The organism is Pseudomonas sp. GW704-F2 (genome assembly GCF_059423025.1).
Map to the genome: position 1 here is coordinate 61,168 of NZ_JBWKXO010000001.1, position 19,597 is coordinate 80,764.

Genomic DNA, 19,597 nt, shown 5'->3' on the forward strand with positions numbered 1-19,597 from the left:
ACTCAATTCCTTACAAGTCGCCGAAGAAGCGCTTCACGCCATCGAAGAAGCCCGTGGTTTTCGGCGAGTGGGAGTCGTCTCCTTCCAGCGAACTGCGGAACTCTTCGAGCAACTCGCGTTGGCGACGGCCCAGATTGACCGGCGTTTCCACCGTGACACGGCACATCAGGTCGCCCGCACCGCCACCACGCACCGGCGCCACGCCTTTGCCACGGATACGGAACTGCTTGCCGGTCTGCGTCCCCTCAGGGATCTTGAGCTTGACCCGACCATCCAGGGTCGGAATCTCCAACTCGCCGCCCAGCGCCGCGTCGACGAAACTGATCGGCACTTCGCAGAACAGGTGCTTGCCGTCGCGCTGGAAGATCGAGTGCTCGCGCACATTGATCACCACATACAGGTCACCCGTCGGGCCACCCTGGGTCCCCGCCTCGCCTTCGCCCGACAGGCGAATGCGGTCACCGGTATCCACGCCCGCCGGTACTTTGACCGACAGGGTTTTGTACTCTTCGACACGCCCTTCACCATGGCAGGCATCGCACGGGTCAGAAATGATCTTGCCTTGGCCTTGGCACCGCGGGCAGGTTTGCTGCACCGAGAAGAAGCCCTGCTGCATGCGGACCTGACCGATACCACCGCAGGTCGGGCAGGTGATCGGCGAGGAGCCTTTCTTGGCCCCCGAACCGTCGCACGGCTTGCAGTTGACCAGCGTCGGCACGCGGATATTGACGCTGGTGCCGCGCACGGCTTCTTCCAGGTTCAGTTCCAGGGTGTAGCGCAGGTCGCTACCGCGCTGGGCACCGCCACGCTGACCACCGCGGCCACCACCGAAGAAGTCGCTGAACACATCGCCGAAAATATCGGAGAAGTTCTGGCCGCCGAAGCCGGCACCGCCGCCACCCATGCTCGGGTCGACGCCGGCGTGACCGTACTGATCGTAGGCCGCACGCTTATTGGGATCACACAGGCATTCGTAGGCCTCGTTGGCCTCTTTGAACATTTCTTCGGATTCTTTGTTATCCGGATTACGGTCCGGGTGGTGCTTCATCGCCAGGCGACGGTAAGCCTTCTTCAGGTCCGCCTCGCTGGAACCGCGCTCCACACCCAATACTTCGTAATAGTCACGCTTTGCCATAAGTCTTTGCACTCTTAAGGACGTTCAGCCAGACCCTCCTGAGCCTTGCCGAACTCGTTGAGCCCCAATACAGGCCCGGACCCAACTCACGTCAATTCAACGATCCTGGTCATAACAGCTTTCAGCCAGGGACCCGGCCAAAAACGCGGTGACTGTCGCCGGAAAGCAGGAGCATTCCCGATCACACCGCCAGCATCCGAGCCTTGTCGCATGCTGTAAAAATTCGCATACCCCAGACACGCCAACGCGGGAGCAAGCTCCCGCGCGGCGACATCCTACCAGTCACCGCTTGATAGCGGTCAACCGGCCAAGCAGATTACTTCTGCTCTTTGACTTCTTCGAACTCGGCATCGACAACATCATCGTGCTTGGCTTCAGGCTCTGCCTGATGCGCGGCACCGTCAGCTGGCTGACCTTGCTCGGCGTACATTTTCTGAGCAACCGGCGCGGAGACCTTCGACAGTTCCTCAACCTTGGCTTCGATGGCCGCCTTGTCGTCGCCTTTAACTGCGGCTTCCAGGGCAACCAAGGCCGCTTCGATTGCGGTCTTCTCTTCGGCAGTCACTTTGTCGCCAGCTTCAGCGATCATTTTGCGCGTCGAGTGAACCAGTGCGTCGCCCTGGTTACGGGCAGCCGCCAACTCTTCGAACTTCTTGTCAGCCTCGGCATTGGTTTCCGCATCACGAATCATCTGCTGAATTTCTTCATCAGACAGACCCGAGTTGGCCTTGATGGTGATCTTCTGCTCTTTGCCAGTAGCCTTGTCTTTGGCGCCTACGTGCAAGATGCCGTTGGCGTCGATGTCGAAGGTCACTTCGATTTGTGGCACGCCACGTGGTGCTGGTGGAATCTCGGCCAGGTCGAACTTGCCCAGGGACTTGTTCTGCGCCGCTTGCTTACGCTCACCTTGCAGCACGTGAATGGTCACGGCGCCCTGGTTGTCATCGGCCGTCGAGAACACTTGCGATTTCTTGGTAGGAATCGTGGTGTTTTTCTCGATCAGCGCAGTCATCACGCCACCCATGGTTTCGATACCCAGGGTCAGCGGGCTGACGTCCAGCAGCAATACGTCTTTCACGTCGCCGGCCAGTACCGCACCCTGGATGGCAGCACCCATGGCAACAGCTTCGTCCGGGTTCACGTCTTTACGTGCTTCTTTGCCGAAGAACTCGGTCACCAACTTCTGAACCAGCGGCATACGGGTCTGACCGCCGACCAGGATCACGTCGTTGATCGCACTCACTTCGATGCCGGAGTCTTTCAGCGCGATGCGGCAAGGTTCGATGGTGCGCTGAACCAGGTCTTCAACCAGCGCTTCCAGCTTGGCGCGCGAGATCTTCACGTTCAAGTGCTTAGGACCGGTAGCGTCTGCAGTGATGTACGGCAGGTTAACGTCGGTCGACTGAGCCGAAGACAGCTCGATCTTGGCTTTCTCGGCAGCTTCTTTCAGACGCTGCATGGCCAGCGGGTCACCCTTGAGGTTCATGCCGCTTTCTTTCTTGAACTCGTCAACAAGGTAGTCGATCAGACGGATGTCGAAGTCTTCACCACCCAGGAAGGTGTCGCCGTTGGTGGCCAACACTTCGAACTGGTGCTCGCCGTCAACTTCCGCGATTTCGATCACGGACACGTCGAAGGTACCGCCACCCAGGTCATAAACGATGACAGTGTGGTCGCCCTTGGCTTTGTCCATGCCGTAGGCCAGAGCGGCTGCGGTTGGTTCGTTGATGATACGTTTTACGTCCAGGCCCGCGATGCGGCCGGCGTCTTTGGTCGCCTGGCGCTGGCTGTCGTTGAAGTAGGCCGGAACGGTGATCACCGCTTCAGTCACCGCTTCACCGAGGTAGTCTTCGGCGGTTTTCTTCATCTTTTTCAAGATTTCAGCCGAGATCTGTGGCGGCGACATTTTCTGGCCGTTCACTTCAACCCAGGCGTCACCGTTGTCAGCCTTGGCGATTTTGTAAGGGACCATCTTGATGTCTTTCTGTACGACTTCTTCCTCGAACTTACGCCCGATCAGACGCTTCACCGCGTACAGGGTGTTGTGCGGGTTGGTCACCGCCTGACGCTTGGCCGACTGACCGACGAGGATTTCGCCGTCGTTGGCGTAAGCAATGATCGACGGCGTAGTACGCGCGCCTTCGGCGTTTTCGATGACTTTTGCAACGCCGTTTTCCAGCACGGAGACGCAGGAGTTGGTGGTCCCCAGGTCGATACCGATAATTTTGCCCATGATTTACTCTCCCGAAACTTGAATTTGGATGCCGCAGCAGTGGTGGCTAACTGCGGTAGCACTTAAACGCTTGACTTATAAATGGGGGCCTTGCGGCGTATTTCAAGCCTGCTCATCAATCGAAGGTGAAACCGGTGCAGGCGCCTTGCTGACCACGACCATTGCCGGACGCAGCAGGCGACCGTTGAGCTGGTATCCCTTCTGGAATACTTTCAACACGCTGTTTGGCTCAAGGTCATGACTTTCCTGCATCGCCATGGCCTGGTGATGCTCGGCATTGAACGGCTCGCCGCCTTGCGGATCGACAGCCTCCAACTGATAACGCTTCAGGGTGTCCTGGAACATTTTCAGGGTCAGCTCGATACCTTCACGCATCGGGCGGATGTTTTCGTCATCCGGGTTGGACAACTCAAGGCCGCGCTCCAGGCTGTCGATGATCGGCAACAGATCACCGGCGAATTTTTCCAGCGCGAACTTGTGGGCCTTTTCTACATCCTGCTCGGCACGGCGGCGGACGTTCTGCAGATCGGCGGCAACACGCAAAGATTGATCCTGCGCAGCGGCCAATTGCTCTTCGAGCACTTGCACACGAGTCGCCAGCTCATCACCGGCAGCCGAATTGGCGTCTGGAGTTTGCGTATCCTGCGTCTGTTCGTCAGCCATAGATTTCTCCTTTCAAAATCATGCGCGAACTCAACTCGCGCTTCTGTTCCGGTATATGGGGCCACAATTTCCAGGTTCAAGGGTGCGGGCGTCACCAAAAGTCTTTCATCTGATCCAGATCAATTCCGACCCATTCATTCCTCTTCGCACTTAAAAAAACATCGAAGCAAGCAAATCGAGCTAAGCGCCAGGATTGTCAGCCCGGAACAAAACACTGTATAAATAACCAGACCTAAAGCCTGGGAGCGGCCGTCATGCTCGTGCACCTGTCCGTACATAACTACGCCATCGTTGAACATCTGGATCTCGAACTGGATCGCGGGATGAGCGTAATCACAGGCGAAACCGGCGCCGGCAAGTCGATCATGCTCGACGCCCTCGGCCTGACCCTGGGCGACCGCGCCGACAGTGGCGTGGTACGCCCCGGCGCAGACAAAGCCGACATCCTGGCGACCTTCGACCTGGCGGACATCCCCGAAGCCGAAGCCTGGCTTGCCGAGCGCGACCTTAATAATGAAGGGCCGTGCATCCTGCGCCGGGTCATCACCGCCGAAGGCCGCTCCCGTGGCTACATCAACGGCACGCCCTGCCCGCTGGGTGACTTGAAGGCCCTGGGCGAGCTGCTGATCGATATCCACAGCCAGCACGAACACCAATCCCTGCTCAAAACCGACACCCATCGCCGCCTGCTCGATGAATACGCCGGCGCCACCGACCTCGCCCGCCAGGTCCAGCTCGCCGCCCAACGTTGGCGCCAGACCCGCCTGGAACTGGAGCGTCTCTCCAATTCCGGCGACGAGCAACGCGCACGCCACCAATTGCTCAGCTATCAACTCGAAGAGCTCGAAAGCCTTGGCCTCGGCGAAAGCGAGCTGGAACAGCTTGAGCAGGAACACAAGAACCTCACCAACGCCGAAACCCTGTTGGGTATTTGCCGCCAGGTGGTGGAGCAATGCAGCGAGAGCGACTCGGGCAATGTGCTCAATGCACTGACCGTCAGCCTCAATCGGCTGTCCAGCGTGAACAATGCGTCCGGCTCGCTGAATGAAGCCACAACCTTGCTGACCAGCGCGCAAATCCAGGTAGAAGAAGCCGTAGGCGAACTGAACCGCTTCCTCGATCACTTCGACGCCGACCCGGCACGCCTGCAGGAAATAGAAGAGCGCCTGGACACCATCTACACCCTGGCGCGCAAACATCGGATCCAGCCGACTGAAGTGGCAACGATGCAGCAGAAGCTGCTGGATGAAATCGAAACCCTGAACGCGAATGACGAGTCCATTGAGCGCCTGGGCGACGAGCTGGCTTCTTTCGCCCGCCATTACCAAGAGAAGGCCCGCGAACTGAGCGATCTGCGCCATCAAGCCGCCACGAGCCTGGCCAGCGCGGTCGAGCAGGAAATCCAGCGCCTCGGCATGCCCGGCGGCCGCTTCACCATCGAACTGCACAACAATACCAGCGCCGAACTGCAGCCCCACGGCCTGGAACAGGTAGAACTGCTGGTCAGCGCCAACCCAGGGCAGCCGCTCAAAGCGCTGGCAAAAGTCGCCTCCGGGGGCGAACTATCGCGGATCAGCCTGGCGATTCAGGTGATCACTGCCCAAACCTCACGGGTGCCGACGCTGGTCTTTGACGAGGTAGACGTTGGCATTGGTGGCCCGACCGCAGAAATTGTCGGCCAACTGCTGCGTCGCCTGGGGGATCGCGGCCAGGTACTGACGGTTACCCACTTGCCCCAGGTAGCCGCCCAAGGGCATCAGCATTTGTTTGTACACAAAGTACGCGGCAGCGATGCGACACACACGGCGGTGTCCAAGCTGAACAAGTCGGAACGCGTGGAGGAAGTCGCGCGCATGCTCGGCGGTATCGACCTGACCAAGGAGTCCCTGGCCCACGCGAAGAAAATGGTGGTGGCGGCGAAGGCCTGACCGAACCGGCAATTTTCTCTCTGTAGAAAGCACGAAGGCGACCCGGGGGTCGCCTTCAATCGTTCCGCAGAGCGAATCTGCGTCGATTTTTACTTTTTCTTACGTACGTAAAGAACCAAATTGTGATCCGACAGATCGTAGCCATGCTCCTCGGCAATTGCCTTCTGCAGCCGCTCGATTTCCGGGTTGGTGAATTCGATAACCTCACCAGTGTCCACGTCGACCATGTGGTCGTGATGACCACCATCAGCCAATTCGAACACTGCGTGACCGCCGTCGAAATTATGACGAACCACCAGCCCCGCGGCTTCAAACTGGGTCAGCACGCGGTAAACCGTGGCCAGGCCAACGTCCTCATTGGACTCCATCAGCGCCTTGTAAACATCCTCGGCACTCATGTGGCGCTGCTCAGCAGAATCGAGCATTTGTAGAATCTTGACGCGTGGCAGAGTCACTTTAAGACCGGCTTTGCGTAGTTCGCTATTTTCAACCATGGTTAGCTTTCTCGCGGATGCTGCTTCGCAGCTTCTCTTAATACGGGTATGATCGGCGTTTACGTTGTCCCAGCCAAGATAGTGGAAGTCGCCCACCGATGCAAAACACCAAGCTCTTGCTAACCAGTTTCACCTTTGTGGGACTGCTCGCACTCGCCGGTTGTTCATTCCCCGGGGTTTACAAAATCGACATCCAGCAGGGCAATGTCGTCACGCAGGACATGATAGACCAGTTACGCCCGGGAATGACCCGACGGCAAGTACGGTTTATTATGGGTAACCCCCTGCTGACTGACACTTTCCATGCCGATCGCTGGGATTATCTCTACAGCATCCAGCCTGGGGGCGGTGAACGCCAACAGGAACGCGTCAGCGTCATCTTTAATGGCAATGATCAACTGGTCAGTCTGTCCGGCGATTTCATGCCCGGCGTAAGCCGCGATGACGCCTTGCTGGGCAAGGATAACGGCACCAACGTGACTGCGCCTGCGCAGGAAGCCGAGAAGCCAAAATCCGAAGTACCGGCCAAGCCTGGCTCATTGCTCGACAAGATCCAGAAAGACGTCGACCGCGTACAAACAGTTCCAGTCCCGACGCCACAGCCTCTGGACACCAGCCCGCAGTAAGTTTGCGACGCTCGATAAAAAGCCCGGCATGCCGGGCTTTTTGTTGCCTGCAGATTCGCCGGCCTATGAACGCTGTTGCTTGGCCAACGCCGCCTTGGCCGCACGCAGCCGCCGCACTTCTTTGGGGTCGGCCAGCAGCGGGCGGTAGATCTCGATACGATCACCTGACTGCACGGTGCAGGTATCGGGGTCGACCACTGCCTTACCGAATACCCCCAACGGGCAATCAGCAAGGTTCACCTCAGGAAAGTGCGTAGCAATCCCCGACGCCTGCACCGCAACCCGCAGGCTCGTACCCGCTGGCACCGCGACCGCCACCAACACCTGGCGATCCACGCCGGCATACACCACTTCAATCTCAACCATGCAGTTGCTTGGCTCGCTGACAGAATGCGTCGACCAGGGTATTGGCCGCCTGATTGAACAAAGGCCCCAACGTCGCCCGCACAATGGGCCCCGCATAATCGAAGGACAGATCCAGGCTGATCTTGCAGGCTTTCTCGGTCAGCGCCTTGAACACCCAGACACCATGCAACTGGGTGAACGGCCCTTCCTGCAGATTCATTTCAATGGACTTGCCCGGCACCAGGACATTGCGTGTCACAAAGTGCTGGCTGAGCCCCCCCTTGGCCACCCCAACACTGGCAACCATGTGCTCATCACCGCCTTCCAGCACCTCGGCGGTCGAGCACCAAGGCAGGAATTCCGGGTAACGCGCCACGTCGTTGACCAGGTCATAAAGCACCTGGGCCGGATAGGGCAGCAGGGCCGAACGTTGAATATGCGTCGTCATGTGAGCGTTATTTCCACAGCTGAGCGGCAAACATCGCGAAAGAACAACCCGATCCGCGAGAGAAAAAAACCAAAGAACTGCCGGTATTGTCCGGGATTCGTCCAACACGCTCAAGCACGCAGGTTGACCGTAGCCGACACGCTCGCAACGCCCTATAATGCCGCCCCTATGGCTAAACAAAAGAAACACCCCACAGGGACCATCGCGCAGAATAAAAAAGCGCGACACGATTACTTCATCGAACATCGGTTCGAGGCTGGTCTGGTCCTGGCCGGCTGGGAAGTAAAAAGTCTGCGTGCCAGCAAGCTGCAACTGGTCGACAGCTATGTGCTGCTCAAGGATGGCGAGGCATGGCTGCTCGGCAGTCATATCACCCCGCTGACCACCGCGAGCACGCATGTGATTGCCGACCCGGTACGCACACGCAAGCTGCTGCTCAATGCCCGCGAACTGGACAAGCTCGCCGCCGCCGTACAGCAGAAAGGCTATGCCTGCGTCTGCCTGTCTTGGTATTGGAGCAAGCATCTGGTCAAGTGCGAGATCGCACTGGGCAAAGGCAAGAAGGAATACGACAAGCGTGACACCGAGCGCGAGCGCGATTCCGACCGCGAACTGCATCGCGCCGTGCGCAACAAGGGCAAGGAAGAATAATCCTTGTGCCGCTGTAGCCTAGGGCGCTTGGCCCCTGGCTACATGCCCTTGCGCCGCGCCGCCCGGGCCACGCGCTGAACTTCCTGACGTACTTCCTCCAACACCTCCTGCACATACAACAGGTGACGTGTTGAGACTTCCCGCGCTTGCTCGGCCCGCCCCTCGATGATCGCCAGGTACAAATCCCGGTGCTGACTGATCAGCATATCGCGGGTTTCCGTGCGCTGCTGGTACATGCCGCCAATGTTGGTCACCACGTTCCGCTTGAGCAGGTCGAACAACCCGCGGATGGTGTGCAACAGCACAGCATTGTGGCTGGCCTCGGCAATGGCCAAGTGAAACCGCGCATCCGCGGCCCCCTCCTCTGCGCGGCTGACCTTATCGTCGCGCGCGTAACAATCCTGTAGCGCTTCAAAGGCTGCCGTCAGCCGCTCACGGTCGACTTCGGTAGCACGCAATGCCGCGTAATAGGCACAGGACGCTTCGAGGGTTTGGCGAAACTCCAGCAAATCACGCTGAGCCTCGGGATTGTTTTCCAGCAGGTGCAACAACGGATCGCTGAACGTCGAGCCCAACGAATCAGACACATAATTGCCACCGCCCTGGCGACTGACCAGCAACCCCTTGGCCGCCAGTTTCTGAATCGCCTCACGCAGCGAGGGGCGCGAAACGCCGAACTTTTCAGCCAACGCGCGCTCGGCCGGCAAGCGCTCGCCCGATTTCAGCGTGCCCTCAAGGATCATGCCCTCAAGCTGCTCGACAATATCGTCAGACAAACGGCGCTGACGCACCTGATCAAACCCCATAACTCTCTCTCCACGATCCCGACCACTCGCCGGGGCCTCTATTCTGGCCTATCGCAACGCTTGCAGCACCCATCAGAACATCTTCGATTGATGCGATCAGAGCGCCCGCCCTCCCGCTTAAGACCAAAGTTTCGCAGGCGGCAAATTGACACATACCTGCCTAGGCTTTTACTCTAGCCAACAGCGGCTGTAAATTGGTATTACCAATTACCCAAGCCGACTAAAATGTGCCTAACCAACAACAATTAGGGGCCACCCCATATGCAAACCTGGCAACAGCTCTACAGCCCGCTCGGCAGCCTCGGCCTGTCCGCACTGGCCGCCGTTATTCCAATCGTATTTTTCTTCCTGGCTCTGGCCGTGTTTCGCCTTAAAGGCCACGTCGCCGGCAGCATCACGCTGGCGCTGTCGATCCTGGTGGCGATCTTTGCCTTCCAGATGCCGGTGGACATGGCACTGGCCGCTGCCGGCTATGGCTTTGCCTACGGCCTGTGGCCCATCGCCTGGATCATCGTCGCTGCGGTATTTCTCTACAAACTGACGGTCAAGAGCGGCCAGTTCGAGATCATCCGCAGCTCGGTACTGTCGATCACCGACGACCAACGCCTGCAGGTCCTGCTGATCGGCTTCTGCTTCGGCGCCTTCCTGGAAGGTGCCGCCGGCTTCGGTGCTCCTGTGGCGATTACCGCCGCGCTGCTGGTCGGCCTGGGCTTCAACCCGCTGTACGCCGCCGGCCTGTGCCTGATCGCCAACACCGCGCCCGTCGCCTTCGGTGCCCTCGGGATTCCGATCATCGTCGCCGGGCAAGTGACCGGCATCGACGCGTTCAAGATCGGCGCCATGACTGGTCGCCAATTGCCACTGCTGTCGCTGTTCGTTCCGTTCTGGCTGGTGTTCATGATGGACGGCCTGCGCGGCGTGCGCGAAACCTGGCCGGCCGCCTTGGTGGCAGGCTTGAGCTTTGCCATCACCCAATACTTCACCTCCAACTTCATCGGCCCGGAACTGCCGGACATCACCTCGGCCCTGGCCAGCCTGGTTTCCTTGACTCTGTTCCTGAAAATCTGGCAACCCAAGCGCACCGCCGGCGCGCAGATTGCCGGTGCGACCTCCAGCGCAACGATCACCGCCAGCGCCGGCGGCTTCGGCCTGCCACGCAGCACTGTCGCTTCGCCCTACAGCCTGGGGCGAATCTTCAAAGCCTGGTCGCCGTTCCTGATCCTGACCGTGCTGGTGACCATCTGGACCCTCAAGCCCTTCAAGGCGATGTTCGCCGCAGGCGGCTCGATGTACAGCTGGGTGTTCAACTTTGCGATCCCGCACCTGGACCAACTGGTGGTCAAGGTTGCGCCTATCGTGACCAACCCGACGGCCATCCCCGCGGTATTCAAACTGGACCCGATTTCAGCGACCGGCACTGCGATTTTCTTTTCCGCGCTGATCTCGATGCTGGTATTGAAGATCGACATCAAAACTGGTCTTACCACTTTAAAAGAGACCTTCTACGAACTGCGCTGGCCGATCCTGTCCATCGGCATGGTGCTGGCGTTCGCGTTCGTCACCAACTACTCGGGCATGTCCTCGACCATGGCATTGGTCCTGGCCGGCACCGGCGCAGCCTTCCCGTTCTTCTCGCCGTTCCTCGGCTGGCTGGGGGTTTTCCTGACAGGCTCCGACACCTCGTCCAACGCCCTGTTCAGCTCGTTGCAAGCCACCACCGCCCACCAGATCGGTGTCAACGACGTCCTGCTGGTCGCGGCAAACACCAGCGGCGGCGTGACCGGCAAGATGATTTCGCCGCAATCGATCGCTGTGGCCTGCGCCGCTACCGGCCTGGTCGGCAAGGAATCCGACCTGTTCCGCTTCACCCTCAAGCACAGCCTGTTTTTCGCCACCATCGTCGGGCTGATCACACTGGCCCAGGCCTACTGGTTCACCGGCATGCTGGTGCATTGAGACCACAGGTAATCACGCAATAACCGACGCCGAACCGCGATTTCGGCGTCAGCTCTCCACAACCCTTCTGCCGGGCCGCTGAACACGCTGCGGCCCTGACGGACGGACAACCGGGACCACCCGGAGAACGCGCCTGATGAGCGAGCTTTTTTACAACGCCGTGCCGAATGCCACCCGTGTCGCGCCGCCTCTGGCCGAGCCACGCGAATACCCCCACGAAAAACCGCAGAAGGTCTACCTGTTCGGCACCTGCGTGGTCGATCTGTTTTATCCCGAAGCCGGCATGGACGCGATCCGCCTGCTGGAACGCGAAGGGATCTGCGTGGATTATCCCCAAGGGCAAAGCTGCTGCGGGCAACCGGCCTACACCTCGGGCTATACCGACCAGGCCCGACAAGTGGCACGCGCGCAACTGGCGCTGTTCGCCGGCGACTACCCGGTGGTGGTGCCATCCGGCTCCTGTGCCGGCATGTTACGTGAGCACTACGCCGACCTCTTCAAGGACGAACCCGACACCCTCAAACAGGTGCAGGCCCTCGCGGCCCGGACTTATGAGTTGGCGGAGTTCCTGTTGTTCGTGTGCAAGGTGCAACTCAACGACAGCGGGGCGCCGATCAAGGTCGCCCTGCACACGTCGTGCTCCGCGCGTCGGGAAATGAACACCCACCTTCACGGCCGCGAACTGCTGGCCCAATTGCGCAATGTCGAACGCGTCGACCACAGCCACGAAAGCGAATGCTGTGGCTTTGGTGGGACGTTCAGCGTGCGTATGCCGGACATTTCCGGCGCAATGGTGGCCGACAAGACCCGAGCCTTGCAGGACTCCGGCGCCCATCAAGTACTGAGTGCTGATTGCGGTTGCCTGATGAACATCAATGGCGCCCTGGAGAAACAACAGGCGGCCTTACGCGGGCAACACCTGGCCAGCTTTCTCTGGCAACGCACCGGGGGTGAACGATGAACGCCGCGCTGATTCCCACCGTCGAGGTGTCGGAAGACTTCCGCACCCGCGCCCACCAGGCACTGGGCGACGCGCAACTGCGAAACAACTTTCGCAATGCGATGGATTCCCTGATGAGCAAACGGGCGGCGTCTTTCAGCGACGCCCACGAACGCGAACACCTGCGCGCCCTCGGTAACGCGGTGCGCGCCCGCGCCCTGTCGAAGCTGCCCGACCTGCTCGAACAACTGGAAGCCAACCTGACCCGAAACGGCGTGACCGTGCATTGGGCAGAAACGGTTGAAGAGGCCAATGCGATCGTGCTGTCGATCATCCGCCGGCGCGAAGCCACGCAGGTGATCAAAGGCAAATCCATGGTCAGCGAAGAGATGGAGATGAACCACGTACTCGCCGCCCAAGGCATCGAATGCCTTGAGTCGGACATGGGTGAGTTTATTGTTCAACTCGACCATGAGAAGCCGTCCCACATCATCATGCCGGCGATCCACAAGAACGCCAGCCAGGTCGCGTCGCTGTTCCACGAAAAACTCGGCGTGGAGTACACCAAGGATGTCGACCAGTTGATTCAGATTGGTCGCCGCGTGCTGCGGGAAAAGTTCTTCGAAGCGGATATCGGCGTCTCCGGCGTCAACTTCGCCGTGGCCGAAACCGGCACGCTGCTGCTGGTGGAAAACGAAGGCAACGGGCGTATGTCGACCACGGTGCCACCCGTGCATATCGCCGTGACCGGCATCGAGAAGGTCGTGGAAAACCTGCGCGACGTGGTGCCGTTGCTGTCGCTGCTGACCCGCTCCGCGCTCGGTCAGCCGATCACCACCTACGTCAATATGATCTCCGGCCCGCGCAAGGCCGATGAGCTCGACGGCCCCGAAGAAGTCCACCTGGTGCTGCTGGACAACGGACGCAGCCAGGCGTTTGCCGACAGCGAATTGCGTCAGACGCTCAACTGCATTCGCTGCGGCGCCTGTATGAATCATTGCCCGGTGTATACCCGAATCGGTGGCCATACCTACGGCGAGGTCTACCCCGGCCCTATCGGAAAAATCATCACACCGCATATGGTCGGCCTGGCAAAAGTACCGGACCATCCCAGTGCGTCTTCGTTGTGCGGTGCTTGTGGAGAAGTGTGTCCGGTAAAAATTCCGATCCCGGCCTTGCTGCGCCGTCTGCGGGAAGAGAACGTAAAAGCGCCGGATAGCCCACATCCCGTGATGCGCGGCCAAGGCAGCAAGTATTCGCGCCAGGAGCGGTTCATCTGGAACGCCTGGGCCAAGCTCCACAGCTCACCGACGCTGTACCGCCTGTTCACATTCGCCGCCACGCGCCTGCGCGCCCTCGTACCGAACAACGTCGGGCCATGGACGCAAAACCATAGCGCGCCTAAACCCGCCGCCCGTTCGCTGCATGACCTGGCACGCGAGCATTTGGCCAAACAGGGAGCGCGTTGATGAGCGCCAAGCAAAATATCCTCGGCAAATTGCGCCACAGCCTGACGGGCACAACACCAGTGCCCGACAACTTCGATGAGACCCTGGTCACACAGATCTACACCTACCCGCCAGAGCAGCGCATCGCACAATTGCGCAAGCTGATGGAAGCGGTGCATACCGAGATCCACCTGACCCGCGGCGCCGAATGGCCAGCTTTACTCGCGCAGCTGCTGCAAAAACGTGAGCTGCCCAGCCTGCTCATCGCGCCGACAACCGAGCATGGGCGGCGCATCACCGAGCACTGGTCGAACCATCCGCAATTGCCGCAGCTCAAAGCCTACGACCGCCCTGTGGAAGAGTGGAAAGCCGAGCTGTTTAATGACACACCGGCCAGCCTGACCACGACCCTCGGCGCCATCGCCGCCACCGGTAGCCTGATTCTGTGGCCCACGCGAGAAGAACCGCGACTGATGAGCCTGGTGCCGCCGGTACACTTTGCACTGCTCAAGGCCAGCGAGATTTACGACAACTTTTATCAGGTCCAGCAGCAATTCGCCTGGGCCCAAGGCATGCCCACCAATGCCCTGCTGGTGTCCGGCCCGTCGAAGACCGCTGACATCGAACAAGTTCTGGCTTATGGCGCCCACGGTCCGAAGGACCTGGTAGTGCTGATCCTGGAGGACCAATGAGTCTGCCTGCCGCTTTCCTTGCTGACGTCGCACAGCTGATCCCGAAAATTCGTCGCTTCGACGACCCACTTTCCACCTTGGCATTTGGCACAGACGCCAGCTTTTACCGACTGATCCCACAGCTGGTGATTCACGTCGAGTCGGAAGACGAAGTCGTGGCGCTGCTGAAACTGGCCCAACGCGATCATGTTCCGGTGACCTTCCGCGCAGCGGGCACCAGCTTGTCCGGGCAGGCCATCAGCGATTCGGTGCTGATCGTACTGGGGGACAACTGGAACGGCCGCGAAATTCGTGGGCAAGGCACGCAGATCCGCCTGCAACCCGGCGTGATCGGCGCCCAGGCCAACGCCTGGCTGGCGCCATTCGGGCGCAAGATCGGGCCGGATCCGGCGTCGATCAACGCCTGCAAAATCGGCGGCATCGTCGCCAATAATGCCAGCGGCATGTGCTGCGGTACGGCGCAAAACACCTACCACACCCTGGCCGGGATTCGCCTGGTGCTGGCCGACGGCAGCCGCCTGGACACCGAAGATGCCGCCAGCGTCGCGGCATTTCGTCAGCAGCACGGCGCGCTGCTTGAACGCCTGGCCACACTCGGGCGGGAGACGCGGGCAAACGCTGAACTGGCCGCCAAAATCCGCCACAAATACCGTCTGAAAAATACCACCGGCCTGTCACTCAACGCCCTGGTGGATTTCGATGAGCCGCTGGATATCCTCAGCCACCTGCTGGTGGGTTCCGAAGGCACCCTGGGCTTTATCAGCGCAGTGACTTACGACACCGTCATCGACCACCCGAACAAAGCCTCGGCGCTGATCGTATTCCCCGATGTCGAGACCTGCTGCAATGCGGTGACCGTCCTGAAAACCCAACCGGTCTCAGCGGTTGAGCTGCTCGACCGACGCAGCATGCGTTCGGTGCAGGACAAACCCGGCATGCCCGCCTTCGTACAACATCTATCGGAAAATGCCTGCGCACTGTTGATCGAATCCCGTGCGGCATCGCCCTCTTTGCTCCAGGAGCAACTGGCGCTGATCATGGCGTCCCTGGCGGCGTTTCCGGTGGAAAAACAGGTCGACTTCACCGAAGACCCGGTGGAAAACGCCCGCCTGTGGGCGATCCGCAAAGACACCTTCCCCGCCGTCGGCGCCGTGCGCAAAACCGGCACCACGGTGATCATCGAAGACGTGACGTTCCCGGTCGAGCAGTTGGCCATCGGCGTTAACCGTTTGATCGAGCTGTTCGACAAACACCACTACGACGAAGCCATCCTTTTCGGACACGCTCTGGAAGGCAATCTGCACTTTGTGTTCACCCAAGGCTTCAACAGCAGCGAAGAAGTCGCACGCTACCAAGCGTTCATGGATGACGTCGCCCAACTGGTGGCCGTAGAGTTTGGCGGCTCACTGAAAGCCGAGCATGGCACCGGCCGCAACATGGCGCCGTTCGTCGAGCTGGAATGGGGCAGCGACGCCTATCAACTGATGTGGCAACTCAAACGCCTGCTCGACCCCAACGGTATTCTCAACCCGGACGTGGTGCTCAGCGAAGATCCGCAGATCCACCTTAAACACCTCAAGCCGCTGCCTGCCGCCGACGAGCTTGTGGATAAGTGTATCGAGTGCGGTTTCTGCGAGCCGGTATGCCCGTCGAAAGGCCTGACCTTGAGCCCGCGCCAGCGCATCGTGATCTGGCGCGATATCCAGGCGAAGAAACGCGCCGGCATCGACACCACTGAACTGGAAACGGCCTACCACTACCAGGGCATCGACACCTGCGCCGCCACCGGGTTATGCGCCCAGCGCTGCCCTGTGGGAATCAACACCGGCGACCTGGTGAAAAAACTCCGGGCCCGCGACGCCGACCATACGAAAACCGCCGAATGGTTGGCCACCCACTTCGCCACTGCGCTACAAGGCGCGCGCTTTACCCTGCACGTCGCCAACGGCGCACGCATGCTGTTGGGCGCGCCGCGCCTGGCCAAGTTGTCGGCCACAGTGAGCAAGTTGTCCAAGGGACAAATCCCACAATGGACCAACGCCATGCCGCAACCGGAAAAAGCCATTCGCTTCAGCCCGGCAGTGACCGATGAGCGGCCACGCGTGGTCTACCTCGCGGCATGCGTCTCACGCGCCATGGGCCCGGCGGCTGGCGATAAAGAGCAAACGTCGCTGTACGACAAAACCCGCGGCCTGCTGGAAAAAGCCGGCTACCAAGTCGTCTTCCCCGACAACCAGGACAACCTGTGCTGCGGCCAGCCTTTCGCCTCCAAGGGCTATGCCGAACAGGCCGAACACAAACGCCAGGAACTGATCGGCGCCTTGCTCCACGCCAGCCGCGGCGGCCTCGACCCGATCTACTGCGACACCAGCCCCTGCACCCTGCGCCTGGTGCAAGACCTGGGCGAAACACGCCTGGACCTGTACGACCCGGTACGATTTATCCGCACACACCTGATGGACCGCCTCGACTTCATACCGCAGGAAGCACCGATCGCCGTACACGTCACTTGCAGCACCCAGCACCTCGGGGAAAGCCAGGCCCTGATCGACCTGGCCCGCCGCTGCGCGAAAACCGTGGTGATCCCGGAAGGCATCCACTGCTGTGGTTTTGCCGGCGACAAAGGCTTCACCACCCCGGAACTCAACGCCCACTCCCTGCGCTCGCTGAAAGACGCCGTGCAATATTGCAGCGAAGGCATCTCCACCAGCCGCACCTGCGAGATCGGCCTGAGCCAGCATGGCGGCATCGATTACCACGGGCTGGTCTACCTCGTGGACCGCGTAACCCGACCGAGGGCGCACTAATCCTGCACAAAAACAGAACCCCTGCGCGGCGACGTAGTCATCTGCATAGGCCTCGGCGATCGAGGTTCATCAGTGATGTCGCTGGCAGCCCTTGAACGCCAGCAGCGTCGAGCCCTTTTTCGCAAGGAGATACCCTTATGAAGCATTCCGCTCTTGCTGGCGTGTTCATTGCCGCTGCGATGCTGGCCTCACCGGTGTTTGCCGCCGGAAAAACCGACCAGCTTTGTCAGATTAATCTCGACAAAATCAACAACGGCAAAGCCCTGCTCGCCACCGACACCACTGGCAAAAGCGGCGAAATCGACACCGCCGTGTCTCAAGCCAAAGCCGCCCAAGCAGCAGGTGATGACAAGAGGTGCATAGAGATCACGTCCAAAGCCCTGCAAGACCTACAGAACAGCGACAAAGGCGCCAATCAGTAACACCCCGACGCTCATGGCCAACCTTCGGGTTGGCCTTCTGTGACCGTTTGGCGTACACTGCACAGGCTTGTCACTCACTAAGAAACAACGAGTTACAAGCACGGGGCCGTTTAGGATTCGACGCCGGTCGCGAAACTTTAGGTGCATGCCGAGTTGGTAACAGAACTCGTAAATCCACTGTTGCAACTTTCTATAGTTGCCAATGACGAAACCTACGGGGAATACGCTCTCGCTGCGTAAGCAGCCTTAGCCCTTCCCTCCTGGTACCTTCGGGTCCAGCAATCATCAGGGGATGTCTGTAAACCCAAAATGATTGTCATATAGAACAGAATCGCCGTGCAGTACGTTGTGGACGAAGCGGCTAAAACTTACACAACTCGCCCAAAGCACCCTGCCCGTCGGGTCGCTGAGGGTTAACTTAATAGACACGGCTACGCATGTAGTACCGACAGCGGAGTACTGGCGGACGGGGGTTCAAATCCCCCCGGCTCCACCATTTGATCATCTAAAGACGTCCACGGACGTCTTTTTTTGTGCCTTAAATCCAGTAAATACGAGGGTTTCAGCTCTTTTGGGGGCTTTGGAGGATTTCTGAGTTCCAGGCGCCTTGGTATCCCAGGTGGTATCCCGAGTTACCAAATGCTATTTTCAGGATACCAAAACGGTGCTGGAGGTAGCCCCATGCCTACTAACGCAACCCGCCTCTCCGATCGCCAGCTCAAGGCAGTCAAGGCAACTGGTAAAGACTTCGTCCTCAGCGACGGCGACGGCCTGCAGCTTCGAGTACGCGCCAGCGGGTCGATGATGTGGAATTTCAATTACCGCGAGCCGTTGACCAGAAGCCGTCTTAATATGGCGCTCGGTCCATACCCCGACCTCTCGCTAGCCAACGCCCGGAAGAAAGCAGCAGAGGCGCGTGAGCTGCTCGCTTTGGGCATTGATCCCAAAACCCAGCGTGATGAGGTAAGGCAAGCCAAACTTGCTGAGACTGAACACACGTTCGAGAAGGTGGCCACCGCCTGGTTCGAGCTGAAGAAAGACTCCGTAACCAAAGCCTACGCCGAAGACATTTGGAGGTCGCTGACGCTCCATGTGTTCCCAAGCATGAAAACAACGCCGCTCTCTCAAATCACTGCTCCGATGGTTATCAAAATCCTTCGCCCAATCGAGGCCAAAGGGAGTCTCGAAACCGTGAAACGATTGAGTCAACGACTCAACGAGATCATGACCTACGGGGTCAACTCCGGGCTGATATTTGCGAACCCCCTCAATGGAATTCGGGCGGTGTTCAAGAAACCCAAGAAAGAGAACATGGCTGCGCTGCCACCTGAGGAGCTTCCCGAGCTCATGATGGAAATCGCGAATGCCAGCATCAAGCGCACGACCCGCTGCCTGATCGAATGGCAGTTGCACACGATGACCCGCCCCGCCGAAGCAGCCACCACACGATGGGCAGATATCGACTTCGACAAGCGCATTTGGACCATTCCGCCAGAGCGCATGAAAAAGCGGCGCCCACACACAATCCCCCTCACCGATCAGGCACTTTCGTTACTGGAAACACTCAAGCAACTCAGTGGTAACAGAGAGTACGTGTTCCCCTCAGATAGAAACCCCCGCACCCATGCCAATAGCCAGACCGCCAACATGGCGTTGAAGCGCATGGGCTTTCAGGACCGTCTAGTCAGCCACGGCTTGCGCTCGATGGCGAGCACCATCCTGAATGAGCATGGCTGGGATCCGGAACTGATCGAGGTCGCGCTGGCGCATGTCGACAAGGACGAAGTTCGTAGCGCCTACAACAGGACTGACTACATCGAACGCCGGCGTCCGATGATGGCTTGGTGGAGTGAACATATCCAGAACGCGGCCACCGGCAGCCTGTCGGCATCGGCTATCAATCAAACCAGAGATCGCAACGTCGTACCGATTCGCTGAACATCCAAAAGGTACGCGGCACCGGCTACGATTCGTGTCGTGTAGTAGGGTGAAAGGAGTGACGA

General features: G+C 59.4%; 17 protein-coding genes and 1 other RNA gene. 11 read left to right on the forward strand and 7 right to left on the reverse strand.

Going from position 1 to position 19,597, the window contains the following annotated elements:
- Window positions 1–10 precede the first annotated feature (10 nt).
- The 3 genes from dnaJ to grpE all read right to left on the reverse strand — a co-directional run bounded on the left by dnaJ (window position 11) and on the right by grpE (window position 4,031).
- Window positions 11–1,135, reverse strand: a complete 1,125-nt coding sequence (dnaJ, locus tag AC07W0_RS00275) for a molecular chaperone DnaJ (protein WP_017847411.1) — start codon at window positions 1,133–1,135, stop codon at window positions 11–13.
- A 316-nt stretch (window positions 1,136–1,451) separates the two neighbouring features.
- Complete coding sequence (dnaK, locus tag AC07W0_RS00280; RefSeq protein ID WP_017847410.1) at window positions 1,452–3,368, reverse strand: molecular chaperone DnaK; 1,917 nt, start codon at window positions 3,366–3,368, stop codon at window positions 1,452–1,454.
- Window positions 3,369–3,470: 102 nt separating this feature from the next.
- On the reverse strand, window positions 3,471–4,031 hold the full coding sequence (gene grpE, locus AC07W0_RS00285) for a nucleotide exchange factor GrpE (RefSeq protein ID WP_017847409.1): 561 nt from the start codon (window positions 4,029–4,031) through the stop codon (window positions 3,471–3,473).
- A gap of 254 nt (window positions 4,032–4,285) precedes the next feature.
- On the opposite strand from grpE, the gene recN reads away from it, so the two are divergent.
- Window positions 4,286–5,959 carry a DNA repair protein RecN gene (gene recN, locus AC07W0_RS00290; RefSeq protein WP_102616923.1) on the forward strand — a complete coding sequence of 558 codons (1,674 nt, stop codon included), beginning with the start codon at window positions 4,286–4,288 and terminating at the stop codon, window positions 5,957–5,959.
- A gap of 89 nt (window positions 5,960–6,048) precedes the next feature.
- Here recN and fur read toward each other — a convergent pair whose 3' ends face one another.
- Complete coding sequence (gene fur, locus AC07W0_RS00295; protein ID WP_026140081.1) at window positions 6,049–6,453, reverse strand: ferric iron uptake transcriptional regulator; 405 nt, start codon at window positions 6,451–6,453, stop codon at window positions 6,049–6,051.
- 98 nt (window positions 6,454–6,551) lie between these two features.
- Between fur and AC07W0_RS00300 the strand changes: the two genes are divergently transcribed.
- Window positions 6,552–7,079 (forward strand): outer membrane protein assembly factor BamE, encoded by a 528-nt coding sequence (locus tag AC07W0_RS00300; RefSeq protein ID WP_017847406.1) that lies wholly within the window; start codon window positions 6,552–6,554, stop codon window positions 7,077–7,079.
- Between the two features lie 63 nt (window positions 7,080–7,142).
- On the opposite strand, the gene AC07W0_RS00305 is transcribed toward AC07W0_RS00300, so the two are convergent.
- On the reverse strand, window positions 7,143–7,445 hold the full coding sequence (locus AC07W0_RS00305; RefSeq protein WP_046487587.1) for an RnfH family protein: 303 nt from the start codon (window positions 7,443–7,445) through the stop codon (window positions 7,143–7,145).
- Entirely contained in the window at window positions 7,438–7,872 is a 435-nt protein-coding gene (locus tag AC07W0_RS00310) for a type II toxin-antitoxin system RatA family toxin (protein ID WP_017847404.1), read from the reverse strand. The genes AC07W0_RS00305 and AC07W0_RS00310 overlap by 8 nt, the downstream gene beginning before the upstream one ends.
- A gap of 168 nt (window positions 7,873–8,040) precedes the next feature.
- Here AC07W0_RS00310 and smpB point away from each other — a divergent pair, with 168 nt between their 5' ends.
- Complete coding sequence (gene smpB / locus AC07W0_RS00315) at window positions 8,041–8,523, forward strand: SsrA-binding protein SmpB (protein ID WP_017847403.1); 483 nt, start codon at window positions 8,041–8,043, stop codon at window positions 8,521–8,523.
- Window positions 8,524–8,561: 38 nt separating this feature from the next.
- Here smpB and AC07W0_RS00320 read toward each other — a convergent pair whose 3' ends face one another.
- Window positions 8,562–9,329, reverse strand: coding sequence for an FCD domain-containing protein (locus AC07W0_RS00320; protein WP_017847402.1), 768 nt, complete (start codon window positions 9,327–9,329; stop codon window positions 8,562–8,564).
- A gap of 261 nt (window positions 9,330–9,590) precedes the next feature.
- On the opposite strand from AC07W0_RS00320, the gene AC07W0_RS00325 reads away from it, so the two are divergent.
- The 8 genes from AC07W0_RS00325 to AC07W0_RS00360 all read left to right on the forward strand — a co-directional run bounded on the left by AC07W0_RS00325 (window position 9,591) and on the right by AC07W0_RS00360 (window position 19,532).
- Window positions 9,591–11,285, forward strand: coding sequence for a lactate permease LctP family transporter (locus AC07W0_RS00325; protein WP_017847401.1), 1,695 nt, complete (start codon window positions 9,591–9,593; stop codon window positions 11,283–11,285).
- A 136-nt stretch (window positions 11,286–11,421) separates the two neighbouring features.
- On the forward strand, window positions 11,422–12,246 hold the full coding sequence (locus AC07W0_RS00330; RefSeq protein WP_102616924.1) for a (Fe-S)-binding protein: 825 nt from the start codon (window positions 11,422–11,424) through the stop codon (window positions 12,244–12,246).
- Window positions 12,243–13,694 (forward strand): LutB/LldF family L-lactate oxidation iron-sulfur protein, encoded by a 1,452-nt coding sequence (locus tag AC07W0_RS00335; protein ID WP_017847399.1) that lies wholly within the window; start codon window positions 12,243–12,245, stop codon window positions 13,692–13,694. Before AC07W0_RS00330 ends, AC07W0_RS00335 begins: the two co-directional genes overlap by 4 nt.
- On the forward strand, window positions 13,694–14,365 hold the full coding sequence (locus AC07W0_RS00340) for a LutC/YkgG family protein (protein WP_046487594.1): 672 nt from the start codon (window positions 13,694–13,696) through the stop codon (window positions 14,363–14,365). Before AC07W0_RS00335 ends, AC07W0_RS00340 begins: the two co-directional genes overlap by 1 nt.
- Complete coding sequence (locus AC07W0_RS00345; protein WP_102616925.1) at window positions 14,362–17,172, forward strand: FAD-binding and (Fe-S)-binding domain-containing protein; 2,811 nt, start codon at window positions 14,362–14,364, stop codon at window positions 17,170–17,172. Before AC07W0_RS00340 ends, AC07W0_RS00345 begins: the two co-directional genes overlap by 4 nt.
- 137 nt (window positions 17,173–17,309) lie before the next feature.
- Window positions 17,310–17,594: a PA2433 domain-containing protein gene (locus tag AC07W0_RS00350; RefSeq protein WP_102616926.1), complete on the forward strand. Its 285-nt coding sequence runs from the start codon at window positions 17,310–17,312 to the stop codon at window positions 17,592–17,594.
- Window positions 17,595–17,696: 102 nt separating this feature from the next.
- Window positions 17,697–18,090, forward strand: a transfer-messenger RNA (tmRNA) gene (ssrA, locus tag AC07W0_RS00355).
- 185 nt (window positions 18,091–18,275) lie between these two features.
- Window positions 18,276–19,532 carry an integrase domain-containing protein gene (locus tag AC07W0_RS00360; RefSeq protein WP_102616927.1) on the forward strand — a complete coding sequence of 419 codons (1,257 nt, stop codon included), beginning with the start codon at window positions 18,276–18,278 and terminating at the stop codon, window positions 19,530–19,532.
- Window positions 19,533–19,597 lie beyond the last annotated feature (65 nt).